The organism is Thauera sp. WH-2, assembly GCF_048321015.1.
In the GTDB taxonomy this organism is placed as follows: domain Bacteria; phylum Pseudomonadota; class Gammaproteobacteria; order Burkholderiales; family Rhodocyclaceae; genus Thauera.
In genome coordinates, this window is the sequence record NZ_JBLWFG010000001.1 from 21,073 (window position 1) to 35,998 (window position 14,926).

Annotated in this window: 15 protein-coding genes and 2 pseudogenes; 14 read left to right on the forward strand and 3 right to left on the reverse strand. The window is 66.9% G+C overall.

All coding sequences use genetic code 11. The annotated features are described in order from the left end of the window. The first annotated feature begins 3 nt into the window (after nucleotides 1-3). The 14 genes and pseudogenes from ACNKW1_RS00110 to ACNKW1_RS00175 all read left to right on the forward strand — a co-directional run bounded on the left by ACNKW1_RS00110 (nucleotide 4) and on the right by ACNKW1_RS00175 (nucleotide 12,349). Nucleotides 4-2,151, forward strand: a complete 2,148-nt coding sequence (locus ACNKW1_RS00110) for an FAD-dependent oxidoreductase (protein WP_418362587.1) — start codon at nucleotides 4-6, stop codon at nucleotides 2,149-2,151. Next, on the forward strand, nucleotides 2,151-2,885 hold the full coding sequence (locus ACNKW1_RS00115) for a TIGR04283 family arsenosugar biosynthesis glycosyltransferase (protein ID WP_418362588.1): 735 nt from the start codon (nucleotides 2,151-2,153) through the stop codon (nucleotides 2,883-2,885). Before ACNKW1_RS00110 ends, ACNKW1_RS00115 begins: the two co-directional genes overlap by 1 nt. Next, nucleotides 2,882-3,538: a TIGR04282 family arsenosugar biosynthesis glycosyltransferase gene (locus ACNKW1_RS00120; protein WP_418362589.1), complete on the forward strand. Its 657-nt coding sequence runs from the start codon at nucleotides 2,882-2,884 to the stop codon at nucleotides 3,536-3,538. Before ACNKW1_RS00115 ends, ACNKW1_RS00120 begins: the two co-directional genes overlap by 4 nt. Before the next feature lie 27 nt (nucleotides 3,539-3,565). Beyond that, the gene (locus ACNKW1_RS00125) at nucleotides 3,566-4,294 is read left to right on the forward strand and encodes an FAD-dependent oxidoreductase (RefSeq protein WP_418362590.1); all 729 of its coding nucleotides are present in this window, start codon (nucleotides 3,566-3,568) and stop codon (nucleotides 4,292-4,294) included. Between the two features lie 141 nt (nucleotides 4,295-4,435). Then, on the forward strand, nucleotides 4,436-5,479 hold the full coding sequence (locus ACNKW1_RS00130) for an ArsJ-associated glyceraldehyde-3-phosphate dehydrogenase (protein WP_418362591.1): 1,044 nt from the start codon (nucleotides 4,436-4,438) through the stop codon (nucleotides 5,477-5,479). Between the two features lie 3 nt (nucleotides 5,480-5,482). Further along, nucleotides 5,483-6,802 (forward strand): organoarsenical effux MFS transporter ArsJ, encoded by a 1,320-nt coding sequence (arsJ, locus tag ACNKW1_RS00135; RefSeq protein WP_418362592.1) that lies wholly within the window; start codon nucleotides 5,483-5,485, stop codon nucleotides 6,800-6,802. Nucleotides 6,803-6,826: 24 nt separating this feature from the next. Further along, nucleotides 6,827-7,129: pseudogene (locus ACNKW1_RS00140) on the forward strand (ArsR/SmtB family transcription factor); the annotation flags it as partial. A 45-nt stretch (nucleotides 7,130-7,174) separates the two neighbouring features. Then, nucleotides 7,175-7,687, forward strand: coding sequence for an arsenate reductase ArsC (locus tag ACNKW1_RS00145; RefSeq protein WP_418363336.1), 513 nt, complete (start codon nucleotides 7,175-7,177; stop codon nucleotides 7,685-7,687). Between the two features lies 1 nt (nucleotide 7,688). Then, a pseudogene (locus tag ACNKW1_RS00150) lies at nucleotides 7,689-8,137 on the forward strand (arsenic resistance protein); the annotation flags it as partial. Between the two features lie 101 nt (nucleotides 8,138-8,238). Then, the gene (modA, locus tag ACNKW1_RS00155; RefSeq protein WP_418362593.1) at nucleotides 8,239-9,000 is read left to right on the forward strand and encodes a molybdate ABC transporter substrate-binding protein; all 762 of its coding nucleotides are present in this window, start codon (nucleotides 8,239-8,241) and stop codon (nucleotides 8,998-9,000) included. Between the two features lie 18 nt (nucleotides 9,001-9,018). Continuing rightward, nucleotides 9,019-9,696, forward strand: a complete 678-nt coding sequence (gene modB, locus ACNKW1_RS00160; RefSeq protein WP_418362594.1) for a molybdate ABC transporter permease subunit — start codon at nucleotides 9,019-9,021, stop codon at nucleotides 9,694-9,696. 6 nt (nucleotides 9,697-9,702) lie between these two features. After that, complete coding sequence (locus tag ACNKW1_RS00165; protein WP_418362595.1) at nucleotides 9,703-10,404, forward strand: sulfate/molybdate ABC transporter ATP-binding protein; 702 nt, start codon at nucleotides 9,703-9,705, stop codon at nucleotides 10,402-10,404. 126 nt (nucleotides 10,405-10,530) lie between these two features. Next, nucleotides 10,531-11,388 carry a ModD protein gene (modD, locus tag ACNKW1_RS00170; protein ID WP_418362596.1) on the forward strand — a complete coding sequence of 286 codons (858 nt, stop codon included), beginning with the start codon at nucleotides 10,531-10,533 and terminating at the stop codon, nucleotides 11,386-11,388. 148 nt (nucleotides 11,389-11,536) lie between these two features. Further along, complete coding sequence (locus ACNKW1_RS00175; protein WP_418362597.1) at nucleotides 11,537-12,349, forward strand: TOBE domain-containing protein; 813 nt, start codon at nucleotides 11,537-11,539, stop codon at nucleotides 12,347-12,349. A gap of 154 nt (nucleotides 12,350-12,503) precedes the next feature. Here ACNKW1_RS00175 and ACNKW1_RS00180 read toward each other — a convergent pair whose 3' ends face one another. From ACNKW1_RS00180 to yghU, 3 genes are all read right to left on the reverse strand, one after another. After that, nucleotides 12,504-13,073 (reverse strand): hypothetical protein, encoded by a 570-nt coding sequence (locus tag ACNKW1_RS00180; RefSeq protein WP_418362598.1) that lies wholly within the window; start codon nucleotides 13,071-13,073, stop codon nucleotides 12,504-12,506. Continuing rightward, nucleotides 13,066-13,647 carry an ABC transporter ATP-binding protein gene (locus tag ACNKW1_RS00185; RefSeq protein WP_418362599.1) on the reverse strand — a complete coding sequence of 194 codons (582 nt, stop codon included), beginning with the start codon at nucleotides 13,645-13,647 and terminating at the stop codon, nucleotides 13,066-13,068. The genes ACNKW1_RS00180 and ACNKW1_RS00185 overlap by 8 nt, the downstream gene beginning before the upstream one ends. A gap of 396 nt (nucleotides 13,648-14,043) precedes the next feature. Then, nucleotides 14,044-14,919: a glutathione-dependent disulfide-bond oxidoreductase gene (yghU, locus tag ACNKW1_RS00190; protein WP_418362600.1), complete on the reverse strand. Its 876-nt coding sequence runs from the start codon at nucleotides 14,917-14,919 to the stop codon at nucleotides 14,044-14,046. Nucleotides 14,920-14,926 lie beyond the last annotated feature (7 nt).

Sequence of the window (14,926 nt, forward strand, 5' to 3'; positions counted from 1 at the left end):
CGGATGAATCCGCGCAAACTCGTCGTGCTGATGGTTCTCGCTGCCGCGATCGGCAGCTTCTTCCTGTTCGATCTCGGCCAGTACCTCAACCTGCAGACGCTCAAGACGCACCAGGCCGCCATTGCGGATTATCGTGACCACAACCCGGTCTCGAGTGTCGCCCTCTACTTCGTCATCTATGTGCTCGTCACCGCCTTGTCGGTACCCGGCGCGGCCTTGCTCACGCTGGCCGGCGGTGCCGTGTTCGGGGTGCTGTGGGGCACCGTGATCGTCTCCTTCGCGTCCACCCTGGGTGCCACCGCGGCTTTTCTCATCGCGCGCTTCCTGCTGCGTGACTGGGTCGGGCAGCGCTTCGGCCAGCGCCTGACGGCCATCGACGAGGGCATCCAGCGCGAGGGTGCGTTCTACCTGTTCACGCTGCGCCTGGTGCCGGTGTTTCCCTTCTTCCTGGTCAATCTGCTGCTGGGCCTGACGGCGATGCGCACCTGGACCTTCTTCTGGGTGAGCCAGCTCGGCATGCTCGCGGGCACCGTGGCGTATGTGAATGCCGGCACCCAGCTCGCACGCATCGACAGTCTGGGCGGCATCCTGTCGCCTGCCTTGCTCGGCTCGTTCGCCATCCTCGGCGTGTTCCCGCTGCTTGCGCGGCGCGTGGTGGAACGCATCCGCCGCAACCGGGTCAATGCGCGCTGGCCCCGGCCGAGGCGGTTCGACCGCAACCTGGTGGTGATCGGCGGTGGCAGCGCAGGTCTGGTCACGTCCTACATCGCCGCGGCGGTCAGGGCCAAGGTGACGCTGGTCGAGCGCCACAAGCTTGGCGGCGACTGCCTCAACACCGGCTGCGTGCCGTCGAAGGCGCTGATCCGCTCGGCGAAGTTCCTGTCGCACGTCGCGCGCGCTTCCGAGTTCGGCATCGCCGCGGCCGATGCGCGCTTCGACTTCGCCGAGGTCATGGAACGCGTGCAACGCATCATCGCCCAGGTCGAGCCGCACGATTCGGCCGAGCGCTATGCCGGGCTGGGGGTCGAGGTGGTGCAGGGCGCCGCGCGCATCGTGTCGCCGTGGGAGGTCGAGATCGACACCGCCGACGGCGAGCGCCGGCGCCTCACGACGCGCGCCATCGTCATCGCCACCGGCGCGCGGCCGACGGTGCCCGCGCTGCCGGGCATCGAGGACATCGATTACCTGACCTCCGACACCGTCTGGTCGCTGCGCACGCTGCCGCGCCGACTGCTGGTGCTGGGCGGCGGACCGATCGGCTGCGAGCTCGCCCAGGCCTTCGCCCGCTTCGGCGCCCAGGTCACTCAGGTCGAGCGCGGGCCGCGCCTGCTGCCGCGCGAGGACGCGGACGTGTCCGAGCTTGTGATGCAGCGCTTTCGCGACGAGGGCATCGACCTGCGCCTTCAGCACCAGGCCAAGGCTTTCGTGAAGGAGGGCGAGCAGAAGATCCTGATCGCCGAGCATGCGGGCGAGGAGGTACGCATTGCCTTCGACACCGTGCTGATCGCCCTCGGGCGCAGCGCCAACCTGAGGGGCTACGGGCTGGAGGAACTCGGCGTGCGCTGTTGTCGCACGATCGAGACGAACGCGCTGCTGCAGACCAACTACCCGAACATCTACGCCGCGGGCGACGTGGCGGGGCCTTACCAATTCACCCACACCGCGGCGCATCAGGCCTGGTATGCGGCGGTCAACGCCCTGTTCGACCCGATCAAGACCTTCAGGGCGGACTACCGCGTCATCCCGTGGGCCACCTTCATCGAGCCCGAGGTTGCCCGGGTCGGACTCAACGAGCAGGAGGCCCGCGAACAGGGCATCGCCTATGAGCTCACCACCTTCGGCATCGACGACCTCGACCGCGCCATCGCCGACAGCGAGGCGCACGGCTTCATCAAGGTGCTGACGGTGCCGGGCAAGGACCGCATCCTGGGCGTGACCATCGTCGGTGAGCACGCGGGCGACCTCATCGCCGAGTACGTGCTGGCGGTGAAGCAGGGCATTGGGCTGAACCGCATCCTCGGCACCATCCACATCTATCCGACCCTGGCCGAAGCCAACAAGTACGTCGCCGGCAACTGGAAGCGGGCACACGTGCCCGAGCGCCTGCTGCGATGGGTGGAACGCTTCCATACCTGGCGCAGGGGGGGCTGATGAAGAGAGCGCAAGCCATCGTGCCCTCGCCAACGGCTGCAGATCTCGTTGGTGGGCTGTCGATCGTGATGCCAGTGCTCGATGAGGCCGCCGGCATCGTCGCGCGCCTTCAGTCGCTGCAGCCGCTGCGCAGGCAGGGGGTCGAGCTGATCGTCGTCGACGGCGGCAGCCAGGACGACACCGTCTCACTGGCGGAGCCCCTCGCGGATCGGGTCGTGACCACGGACAGGGGCCGCGGGCGGCAGATGAACGCCGGTGCCGTCTGCGCCCGCGGCAACACGCTGCTCTTTCTCCATGCCGACACCGTGCTGCCCCCTGCTGCGATGTCGGCCGTGCGCCAGGCGCTCGCCAGCGGTGCCGCGTGGGGGCGCTTCGATGTTCGGATCGTGGATGGGCCCGCGGGCGTAGCGGTGGTCGGCTGGGCGATGAACCTGCGCTCGCGCATCACCGGCATCGCGACCGGAGACCAGGCCATGTTCTGCACACGCGAGGCCTTTTCGGCGGCGGGGGGCTTTCCAGAGATCGCGCTGATGGAGGACATCGTGCTCTCGCAGCGGCTGCGTGCGATCTCGCGTCCCGCCTGCCTGCGCCAGCGGGTGGAGACATCCGGCCGGCGCTGGGCGCGTCATGGCCTGGCGCGTACGGTGCTGACCATGTGGTGGTTGCGGCTGCGCTTCTGGCTCGGCGCCTCGCCGGACGCGCTTGCGCGCGCCTACGGATACACCCCCCGATGAACGCCGACAACTCGACGCGCATCGAGCTGGCGATCCTCGCCAAAGCGCCGCTGCCCGGCCTGTGCAAGACCCGGCTTATTCCACACCTCGGCGCGGCCGGCGCGGCGGCGCTGCAAGGCTGGCTGCTGCAGCGCGCGGTGACTACCGCGGTGAGCGCCGACATTGGGCCGGTCAGCCTGTGGTGTGCCCCTGACGAGACGCATCCGGACTTCCAGCGCTGCGGGGCGTACGGCGACCTCCGCCTTCTGCCCCAGCCACAGGGCGACCTTGGCGCGCGCATGCAGGCCGCCGTTGCCGCATCGCGCACATCGGCCGGCACGCTGGTCATCGGCACCGACTGCCCGGTGCTGACGCCGGACTTGATCCGGCAGGTGGCCGATGCCCTCGACCGCCACGATGCGGTGCTTGTCCCGGCCGAGGATGGCGGTTACGTGCTGATCGCGCTGCGTCGAGCAGATCCGCGACTGTTCGAGGCCATCGACTGGAGCACGGATCGTGTCATGGCACAGACGCGCCTGCGCCTGCGCGCGGTCGGCCTCGACTGGCACGAAACAGCGCCGTTGTGGGATGTCGACCGCCCGGCGGATTTCGAGCGGCTGGCCGCACGCATTCCGGCGCTGCGCCCGGTGCTCGCCTCATCGGGGCAGGCATGAAACGGCTCGTCCTTGCAGGCGCTGCCAATGCTTCTCGGCGATGACAAGGCGCGGGTGGCGGTAATCGGCGGCGGCGCGGCGGGTGTCGAACTCGCACTTGCGGTCGCGTACCGGCTGCGTCGTGAAACCGGCGTCACCGCGCCGCGCGTGATGCTTGCGTGTGGGGGTGGGCTGTTGCCCGGGCACGCGCCTGGCGTTGTCCGGCGGGCACGCGCGGCACTGGCAGGGCAAGGCGTCGAGCTTGTCGAGCAGCGGGTGCGGGCCGACGGATCCGCGCTGGAAACTGAGGCGGGCGTGCCGCTTGCCGCTGACTGGGTGATTGCGGCAACGGGTGTGGGCCCACCGGACTGGCTCCCACAATCGGGGCTGACGCTCGCGCCGGATGGCTTCATCGCGGTCGGGCAAGGCCAGCAGAGCGTGTCGCACGCGAACGTGTTCGCCGCGGGCGATGTGGCCTCGCGCATCGATGCACCCCATGCCAAGTCGGGCGTCTACGCGGTGCGCGCCGGACCGGTACTGACCGGGAACCTGCAGCGTGCGCTCGCGGGGCGTCCCCTCGAGCCCTATCGGCCGCAACGCCGCAGCCTCTACCTGCTGGCCACCGGGCCCCGGGAGGCGATCGTCTCCTGGGCGGCATTCTCCGCGAGCGGCCGGCTTGCGTGGCGATGGAAGGACTGGATCGACCGGCGTTTCATGAGGCAGTATCAGTCGTCGACTCGCCGCGGGACACTCGCCGACAGCCGGAGCCGTAACTGAAACGCGTCTGCTGGCGTATGCGGGGCTGTGGCGCGTGGCTCCTGCGGAGTCCTCGTGCTGTCACGAGATCTTCATATTGGCGTCGCACTCGCTCATCTATACTTCAAAACTTCTAAAAATATCGTTGTATTGGAGTGTGACATGAGAGTGGGTATCAACGGCATGGGCCGCGTCGGTCGTCTGGCGCTGCGCGCGGCGATGGGGGCGGCGGAACGGCAGGCGGACGATCCACGTGCGGGCAACCGGCTGGAGGTGGTGCACCTCAATGAACTGAAGGGCGGCGCCGCAGCGACCGCACATCTGCTGGCCTTCGACAGCGTGCAGGGCAGGTGGCGTGCGGACGTCCGTGCCGAGAGGGAAGATACGATCCGCATCGAAGACCGCACGCTCTCCTTTTCCTCGCATGCCACCCCAGCCGACATCCCTTGGGGGGATCTGGGCGTGGACGTCGTACTCGAATGCACCGGCAAGTTCATCACGCCTGAAACCCTGCAGGGCCATCTGGATCGCGGCGCCAAGCGGGTGATCGTCGCCGCGCCGGTAAAGACGGGCGGCGTGCTGAACATCGTCGTCGGCATCAACCATGAGGCCTACGATCCCGCGCGCGACCGTATTGTGACGGCGGCCTCCTGCACGACCAACTGTCTCGCCCCCGTGGTCAAGGTGGTGCACGAGAGCCTCGGTATCCGCCACGGCCAGATCACGACCATCCACGACCCCACCAATACCAACCTGGTGGTCGATGCGCCGCACAAGGATCTGCGTCGCGCGCGCAGCTCGCTGATGAGCCTTGCACCCACGACGACCGGCAGCGCCACCGCGATTGCGCTGATCTATCCCGAGTTGAAAGGAAAGCTCAACGGCCATGCGGTGCGGGCGCCGGTGCTCAATGCCTCGCTGACCGACTGCGTGTTCGAGCTGCAGCGGGAGACCACGGCGGAGGAGGTCAATGCGCTGTTCAAGGCGGCCGCGGAAGGCCCGCTTGCCGGCATCCTCGGTTATGAGGAGCGCCCGCTGGTGAGCGTTGATTACGCCCGTGATACACGCAGTTCGATCGTCGATGCGCTGTCTACGCTGGTCACCGACGGTACGCTGCTGAAGGTGTATGCCTGGTACGACAACGAAATGGGCTACGCCTGCCGCATGGTTGACCTCGCCTGCCACATGGAAGCCGTTGGCATCTGAATCATGAACAGGCCTGCACGCTCAACGCGCTCGCTACCCCCCGAGGGGGCTGATCCCCCCTTGGGGAGGCCCGGCGGAGGCCCGCACCACGCCGTGCGCAATTACGCCATCGTCACCGCTGCCTACTGGGGCTTCACGCTCACCGATGGTGCGCTGCGCATGTTGGTGCTGTTGCACTTCTACCGCCTGGGCTACTCGCCGTTCACGCTCGCCTTTCTGTTTCTGCTGTACGAGGCGGCGGGCGTGCTGGCGAATCTGGTGGGTGGCTGGCTGGCGACGCACTTTGGTATTGCGCGCATGCTTGCGGTCGGCCTGGTCACGCAGATCACCGGCTTCGTGCTCCTGTCGGCGCTCGATCCGGGGTGGACAGCGGCGATGGCGGTGGCCTGGGTGGTGCTGGCACAGGGGGTCTGCGGCGTGGCCAAGGACCTGACCAAGACGGCGAGCAAGTCGGCCATCAAGATCACCCAGGCGGAGGCGAAGGCCGAAGGCGCCGGTCAGCTCTTCAGGTGGGTCGCGTGGTTCACCGGCAGCAAGAACGCGATGAAGGGTATCGGCTTCTTCCTCGGCGGCTTGTTGCTCGAGGTACTGGGCTTCCGGGGTGCCCTGTGGGCGATGTCGGGCTTGCTGGCCGTGGTGCTGTTGGGTGTGCTGTTGTCGCTGCCGCCGATGATGGGCAGGAAGAAGGCTTCGCGTTCGGTGCGAGAGCTGTTCGCTAAGAGCCCCGGCATCAATGTGCTGGCCGCCGCTCGCGTGGTGCTCTTCGGTGCGCGTGACGTGTGGTTCGTGGTCGGGGTGCCGGTGTTCCTGTATTCGGCGGGGTGGACCTTCACCATGGTCGGCACCTTTCTCGCCGTATGGACGATCGCCTATGGCCTGGTGCAGGCGCTGGCGCCGCAGATCGTTCGGCGCAGCACCGACGGCTTGAGCCGCGAGGTGCCGGCCGCACGCCGTTGGTCTGCTGCGCTGGCCGTGATTCCTTCCGCCCTCGCGGCGGCGGTGTGGCTGGAGGCGCCCAATCTGGAGTGGGTGGTGGTAGGTGGCCTCGGACTGTTCGGCTTTGCCTTCGCGGTCAATTCATCTGTGCATTCGTATCTCGTGCTGGCTTATGCGGGCTCGGAGAAAGCGGCCGAGGACGTGGGTTTCTATTACGCCGCCAACGCGCTCGGTCGCTTCATCGGCACCCTGCTGTCGGGGCTGCTGTACCAGTGGGGCGGACTGCTGTATGCGCTCGTAGGCTCGGCGGTGATGCTGGTGTTGTGCTGGCTGGTGACGCTGGCGCTGCCGCTCGAACGACCTGCATTGACCCGGACGGTGCCTTGAGTGTCGGCCCAAGGAGAACGATCGATGGAAAAGAGCGCCGCCGTTCCAGTCTTCGAGGCCTTGTCCTCGGGCGTGCGACTGGATGTGTTCCGGCTCTTGGTGCGGATGGGCCCGCAAGGCATGGTGGCCGGTGAGCTTGCCGCCGCGCTCGATCTGCCCGCGACCAACATGTCCTTTCATCTCAAGACCTTGACTCAGGCTGGGCTGGTCTCGTCCGAGCAGGAAGGGCGTTACCAGCGTTACCGCGCCAACATGCCGCTGATGCGTGCGTTGATCGCCTACCTTACTGAAGAGTGCTGTACGGGTCTGCCAGAAGCCTGCGGCATCCCGCTGCGTCGCAACGATGTTTCCCAGACCAAACCGGAGTTTTCCATGTCGGACAAGACTTACAACGTGCTATTCCTGTGCTCGGCCAACTCTGCGCGCAGCATCATTGCGGAGGTCGTGCTCAATGAGCTCGGCAAGGGGCGCTTCAAGGCCTACAGTGCCGGGAGCCAGCCGAGTGGCGCGGTGCATCCGCTGACTTTGCAGGTCCTGCAGGCGCAGGGTTATGAAACCGGGCATCTGCGCAGCAAGAGCTGGGAAGAGTTCGCTCGCCCTGATGCGCCGAAGATGGACTTCGTGTTTACCGTGTGCGACCAGACGGCCGGTGAGGTCTGCCCGACCTGGCCGGGCCAGCCGCTGACCGCGCACTGGGGATTCGCCGACCCCGTGAAGGTCGAGGGCAGCGAACAGCGCCGACTCGATGCCTTCAGCCTGGTGCAGAACCAGCTCGTTAATCGCCTGCGCCTGTTCCTGAGCCTGCCGCTGGAGAAGCTCGACCGCCTTGCGATCAGCCAGGAGATCGACCGCATCGGGCGGGAGCCGGTCGACACGGGGGCCTGAGGTGGGGGTATTCGAACGCTACCTGACGGTCTGGGTCGGCCTCGGCATCCTTGCGGGCGTAGGCCTCGGGCTGCTCGCGCCCGAGGCCTTCGGGCTCATTGCCGGGCTCGAGTGGGCCCGGGTGAATCTCGTGGTCGCGGTGTTCATCTGGGTGATGATCTATCCGATGATGATCCAGATCGACTGGCACGCAGTGAAGGACGTGGGCAAGAAACCACAGGGCTTGATCCTCACGCTGGTGGTGAACTGGCTGATCAAGCCCTTCACAATGGCTGCGCTCGGGGTGTCGTGTTGCCGCTGCTGGCCGGGATGGCGACGCGGCGCGTGCTGGAGCAGCGCTCGGCGCTCGCGGTGGGTGAGTTCGTCGGCCGCCTGATTGGTACCTCGAATTTCTTCGAGCTTGCGGTGGCGGTCGCGATCTCGCTGTTCGGGCTGAATTCGGGTGCGGCGCGCGTTGCGGCGCGAAACGTGCCCCCGGAGCCGAGGGAGTCGTTGAGGTTCGTAATATACGGTTGTATATTACGAACCTCAACGACTCCGAGGATGGCTCCATGGGGCTGCGCAGGATCACGAAAGAAGTGCTTGCGGCGATTGTGTTCGCTGCCGCGGCAGGGTGTGCACATGCGGGCGAATTGACCGTTTCCGCTGCGGCAAGTTTGACCAATGCGTTCAGGGAGATCGCCCAGGACTACGAGGCGCGGCATGCCGGTAGCAAGGTGCTGCTGAATTTTGGCGCCTCGGGCGCATTGTTTCAGCAGATGGCGAAGGGGGCTCCGGTTGACGTATTCGCTACTGCGGATCAGGAAACCATGGACGAGGCGGAGCGGCAGGGCCTGCTGGTTGCCGGGGCCCGACAGGACTTCGTGCGCAACACGCTGGTGGTGATCGTCCCCATCGAGAGCACGCTTGTTCTTGAGGACCTGCGCGATCTGCGGCAACCCGGTGTTGCCCGGGTTGCCGTCGGTAATCCCGCAAGCGTGCCGGTTGGGCGCTATGCCAAGCGTGCGCTGGAAGGTGCGGGTCTGTGGTCTGTGATCGAGGCGCGTGCGGTTGGCACACAGAGCGTCCGTCAGTCGCTGGACTACGTCGCGCGTGGAGAGGTCGACGCTGGCTTCGTGTATGCGACCGATGCCGCGGTGATGAGGGACAAGGTACGGATCGCTTTCGAGGTGCCGATCGAGGTGGCGATCCGCTATCCGATTGCGCGCATCGCGGCCAGCACCAATGCGGAAGAGGCGAATCGCTTCGTTGCGCACGTGCTGTCGCCCGCGGGGCAGGCTGTGCTGAGCAAGTACGGCTTTCAGAAACCCTGACCGGGACGTGGCTGCAGGATGGATACGGCATGGACCGCGCTCGCCCTTTCCCTGCAGGTGGCCGGCTGGGCGACGGGGATCAACCTGGTGCTCGGTGTGGCGGTTGGTCTACTGCTGGCACGCGGCCGTTTTCCCGGGCGTGACCTGCTCGACACCGTGCTGACCTTGCCAATGGTGATGCCGCCCACCGTGCTGGGCTACTACCTGCTCGTGCTCATCGGCCGCCACGGCACCCTGGGTGCGTGGCTGCACGAGACCTTCGGAATCAACCTGATCTTCACCTTGAAGGGTGCGGTGATCGCCGCGACCGTCGTGTCCTTTCCGCTCGTCTTCAAGCCAGCACGTGCGGCCTTCGAGGCGGTCGATGGCCAACTGGAGCAGGCCGCGCGCGTACTCGGCCTCGCGGAGGCGGCGGTGTTCTTCCGCGTCACCCTGCCGTTGGCCTGGCGCGGCATTCTCGCCGGCGTGCTGCTCGCCTTCGCACGTGCGCTGGGCGAGTTCGGCGCGACGCTGATGGTGGCCGGCAGCATTCCCGGCAAGACGCAGACCCTGTCGGTGGCGGTGTACGAGGCGGTGCAGGCCGGGCAGGACGGCGCTGCCAACCTCCTCGTGCTGATCACCTCGGTGGTGTGCATCGCAGTCCTGCTCGGTGCCGGGCGGCTTGCCCCGGGCCGTATCGCCAATCGTGCGGGATGAGTCCCCATGCAGCTTGATCTCGACATCCGCAAGACCCTGAACGCGGGCAGGCGCACCTTCTCGCTGCACGTGCGCCTGCAGTCGAATAGCCAGCGCATCGTCATCGTCGGGCCCTCCGGTTCGGGCAAAAGCCTGACCTTGAAGGCGATCGCTGGCCTGCTGCGACCGGATGCGGGCCACATCCGTCTCAACGGCCAGGTGCTGTTCGATGCGGCGGCCGGTATCCACCTGCCGCCGCAGGCGCGCGAGGTGGCCTACGTGTTCCAGGACTATGCGCTGTTCCCACACCTCACCGTGCGCCAGAACATTGCTTTTCCCCTCACGCCCGGCTGGTTCAACCCGGGTTCGCGCCACCGCGACGAGACGGTCGAGCACTGGCTGGCCGCCTTCCGCTTGCGCGCGCTTGCGGACCAGTTCCCCTGCGAACTCTCCGGCGGGCAGCGTCAGCGCACTGCGCTTGCGCGCGCGCTGGTGTCGCGCCCGCGCGCGTTGTTGCTCGACGAGCCGTTCTCGGCGCTCGATCCGATGCTGCGCGCGACCATGCGCAATGAACTGGACGAACTGCAGCTGCGCCTGCAGGTGCCGATGGTGCTGATCACCCACGACCCGGAGGATGCTGCAGTGTTCGGGGAGCACGTGCTGAACCTGCAGGACGGGCGACTGGAGCCGATCGGGACCGCTCATCCCATGGCGGAGTGGGCCACATGAGCGGCGGGCGTCCGACCGCGGCAAGGCATGCCCGCGATTTCGATGTGCGTTTCATCTACAGCGGCCGATGCATGGCCGTGCGGGGCACCGGTTGCTCAAACACATGAAGTTGGGAGCCGAAGGATCATGAAGGGTACGAGTTGTCTGCACGACCACGAACTGGCCCGCTTGCTGGCCGAGGACGCCCCATACGGCGACCTGACCACGGAGGCGCTGGGGATTGGAGGCGAGGGTCATGTGGTGTTCCGTGCGCGCCACGCAGCGACGGTGTGTGGCGCCGAGGAGGGGGCTCGGCTGCTCACGCTCGCTGGCGCAACGCCCACCGTCCTGTGCCCGAGCGGCAGCCTGGTCGAGCCCGGCACCGTGCTGCTCGAGGCCACGGGGCCGGTGGCGGCACTGCACCGCACTTACAAGAGCGTCCAGGTCCTGATGGAGTGGGCTGGCGGCATCGCCAGCGCTGCCGCGGCGATCGTGGCCGCGGCGGGTGGCGTGCCGGTTGCGTGTACGCGCAAGAACGTGCCGGGTACCCGCGCACTCTCGGCCAAGGCGGTGCGGGCGGGCGGTGCGCGACTGCACCGGCTGGGCCTGTCGGAAACTCTGCTCGTGTTCGACGAACACCGGTTGTTCCTCGATGAGGACCCGACGACGACGATTCTTCGCCTGAAGGCGGCAGAGCCGGAGAAGAAGATTGTTGTCGAGGTCGCAGAGGTCGATGAGGCGCTGCGCTGGGCGCAGGCCGGAGCCGACGTGCTTCAACTGGAGAAATTCGCGCCGGAGCGTGTCGCGGCCTGCCGTCGCATCGTGGACGTTGCCCGCCCCGGCGTGAAGCTGGCCGCGACCGGTGGCGTCGATGCGGGCAATGCGCGCGCATATGCGGCCGCAGGCGTGGACCTGATTGTCAGCTCGGCGCCCTACTGGGCGCCGCCGCGGGATGTGAAGGTGGTGTTCGCTCGTTTGGGTGGCCCCTGCGTTGTCCCTGCTTGAGCGACGCCGGGGATCTCATCGAGCATCGTCTCGGCTCGGCGGGATCGTGGTTCTGCTCAGGCAGGTGTTGGTTCGGCACGCTCCGTCGTGCGGTGCCCGGAGCCGCAAACAGCTATCCTCTCCCCGGTTGCGAACAGGGAGTCGGTGCATGGAAGGCAAGAAAGCGGGGATCGAACTGCACGGATCGATCTGGATGACAGTGGGCGGTGCCAACCTGGGCGGCCCAGGCCGGATCGAACTGTTGTCGAGGATCGCCGACTGCGGCTCGATCACACAGGCGGCCAAGGCGATCGGGATGAGCTACAAGGCCGCTTGGGACGCCATCGACACGATGAACAATCTCGCCGGCGAGCCACTGGTAGAGCGTGTCACGGGGGGCAGGGGAGGCGGTGGTACGCGGCTCACCCGGCGCGGGGAACAACTGGTGGAGAACTTCCGCCTGATCGAGCGCGAGCACCGCCGCTTCGTGGACCTGCTCAGCCAGCAGGCCGAGGGCATTGCGGACGACTATCTTCTGATACGGAGAATGAGCATGAAGACCAGCGCGCGGAACCAGTTTCTGGGCAAGGTCATCGAGGTGCAGCGGGGTACGGTGAATGACGAGGTGGCGCTTGAAGTGGCTGGAGGCCACCGTATCGTCGCCATCGTCACCCACGGCAGCGCGGAGGGCTTGTCGTTGCAGCAGGGTGCGGAAGCCTTCGCTCTCATCAAATCGTCGTCGATCATTGTCGTGACCGATGACGAGGGCGCGCGCTTCTCCGCGCGCAACTGCCTGTCCGGCACCGTGTCGCGGGTGCAGCCGGGCGCGGTGAACACCGAGGTGGTCATCGACCTGCCCGGCGGTGGCGCGGTTGCTGCGATCGTCACCAATGAGAGCAGCGATGCGCTCGGGCTCGTGGTGGGCAAAGCCGCTTCGGCAATCTTCAAGGCCTCGAGCGTAATCATCGGCGTCCCGGCCTGATGCTCCAGCGAGCGATCCCTGCCTTGCCAAGGGTTGGAACGCTTCCCTGGCCAAGCGAGGGCGAAGCAAGCCTGGACGGGGCGCGCCCGTTAATGGGGATGCTCATTGCGGCGCAAGGATGTGGCTGCAGCGAGCCCCGCGAGCATCATGATCATCACTGCCGAATAGACTTGGTCGAGTGCCAGTGCGAGCCCAAAGGCGAGCACATGGGCCGCGGCCCCAAGCGTCGCTGCCTGCAGTACGGCAGCCAGGGCAACAGCTGGCGCGCAAGCAGGGACTTCGATACGGCACCGAGCAGCATGATCCCCGATGCGGCTGAGGTGCCGTACACGGCTACGTCCCGCCACTGCACGAGCAGGAGCTGGCCCTCGACCGCAGACGCTGAAAGCAAGCGCACCTGTGCGTGGTTGTCGGCTAGAAGGAGGCTGGCGCTCCAAGCCAGAAGCATGACCAGGAGGTGACGTGAGCTTGCCGCCACGGTTGCTGGCTTCGGGGCCCACAGGCTGACGCTGGCCGCCAACATCGCGAGCCCCCAGGCGCCGATCAGTGCCGGCAAGCCTGTGATGGCGGCGATCATCGCGCCGAGCACGGCGACCTGAGCGTGGCTGAAGGCCGATAGCGCCTCGTCGCGCAGACGCAGGAGGACGCCGAGCGCTGCGAGCACTGCGGAAAGCACCAGCCCGAGCACGAAGCCGGGTGCGAAGAGCATCATCTGTTCAAGCATCGGGCAAAGCCTGGAGGTGAACGCGACTTGCTGCCTGGATCGTCTCGGCGTCGTGCGTTACCACCACAATCGCAGGGCCCCGGGACCGCGCGGCGGCCCCTTCCAGCCAAGCCAGGAAGGTGAGGCGGCTTGCGGCGTCAAGATGCTGGGCCGGTTCGTCGAGCAGCAGCAGGTCGCAGGGGGCCGTGAGCGCCATGGCGAGCAGCAGACGCTGTCGCTGGCCGCCGCTGAGCTGATCGAACCGCTGCCTGGGGTTGCCGGGCACCCACGGGTGAACAAGCGCGGGTGTACCCGCCAGACGGAGTAGGTCATCTACGCTGAATGGCCCTCCTGGCAACTGGGCCGCATGTTGACTGAAATGGCAGATGCGCAGGCCAGGTGCGGGCTGCACAGTGCCTGCGAAGGGTGCCTGCTCCCCGGCCAAGGTGCGCATCAGGCTGCTTTTTCCGACGCCGTTCTCCCCGCTTACCAAGGTGACGGAGCCGGCATGCAGGGCCAGGTCGATCGGTGCGAACAGGGCGGCGGCCAGCCCGGCTTGCAGGCCGCGCGCCTGGAGCAGCGTTGATGTATTCATCGCGCGAGGTTGTCCACCCAATGCTCCATGAGGGCGAAGTAGGCCTCGGCGTCTGCACGCGCAGGCTCAAGCGCGAGCGCCTGCAGGGACCACCCGAGCTCGTCGGCAACCCGCCGGGCTCACGATAGGTCGCGACCACCGACTGCTCGTATGCTTCGATGCGCGCGCGCCGTGCCCGGCGCGGGGTGACGAAGTCCATCGTGTCCGCCATCAAGATTGATGGACACGATCTTCAATGGGCCAAGCCGCTGGAGGAAGGCGGGTTCGCCGGGCGCTTACGATTCTGCCAATCTCTGGCTGCCACTGCTTGAACAATAGGGCGAGATGATGGGCGGCATGAAACCAATCGTCGCTCTAGAGGCCGACGGCGTTCTGCTCAATTATCGGGAGGCCTAGTCAGGCCGCGGGCGGCAGCTTATCTTGGGTGCGGGTGTCGAAGTCGCTGGCGTCGTGGCGCTCGTGCAGCTGGTTGTCCAGCGGTCCCATCACGCGGTTGACCATGCGCCCGCGCTGCACCGCAGGGCGGGCGGCGATCTCGTCGGCCCAGCGGACGACGTTGCGGTAGTTCTGCACCTGCAGGAATTCGCCGGCGTCGTACAGAAGGCCCTTGGCCATGCCGCCGTACCAGGGCCAGATCGCCATGTCGGCGATGGTGTATTCGTCGCCGGCCACGTAGCGGTTTTCCGCCAGGCGGCGGTCGAGCACGTCCATCTGGCGCTTGGTTTCCATCGCAAAGCGGTCGATGGCGTATTCGATCTTGCTTGGCGCGTAGGCGTAGAAGTGGCCGAAGCCGCCGCCGACGTACGGCGCGCTGCCCACCTGCCAGAACAGCCACGACAGGCACTCTGCGCGTCGGGCGGGGTCGGTCGGCACGAAGGCGCCAAACTTCTCGGCCAGGTACAGCAGGATGGCGCCTGATTCGAACACCCGGATCGGCCCAGGCCCGCTGCAGTCGAGCAGGGCGGGGATCTTCGAGTTCGGGTTCACATCGACGAAGCCGCTGCCGAACTGGTCGCCCTCGTTGATGCGGATCAGCCAGGCGTCGTACTCGGCGCCGCTGTGCCCAGCGGCGAGCAGTTCCTCCAGCATCACCGTCACCTTCACGCCGTTGGGCGTGGCCAGCGAATACAACTGCAGGGGGTGCTTGCCGCGCTGCAGCGCGCGGTCGTGGGTGGGCCCGGCGATGGGGCGGTTGATGCTGGCAAACTGCCCGCCGCTCGGCTTGGTCCAGGTCCAGACCTTTGGTGGGGTGTAGTCGGGGGTGTTTGACATGGCGTGG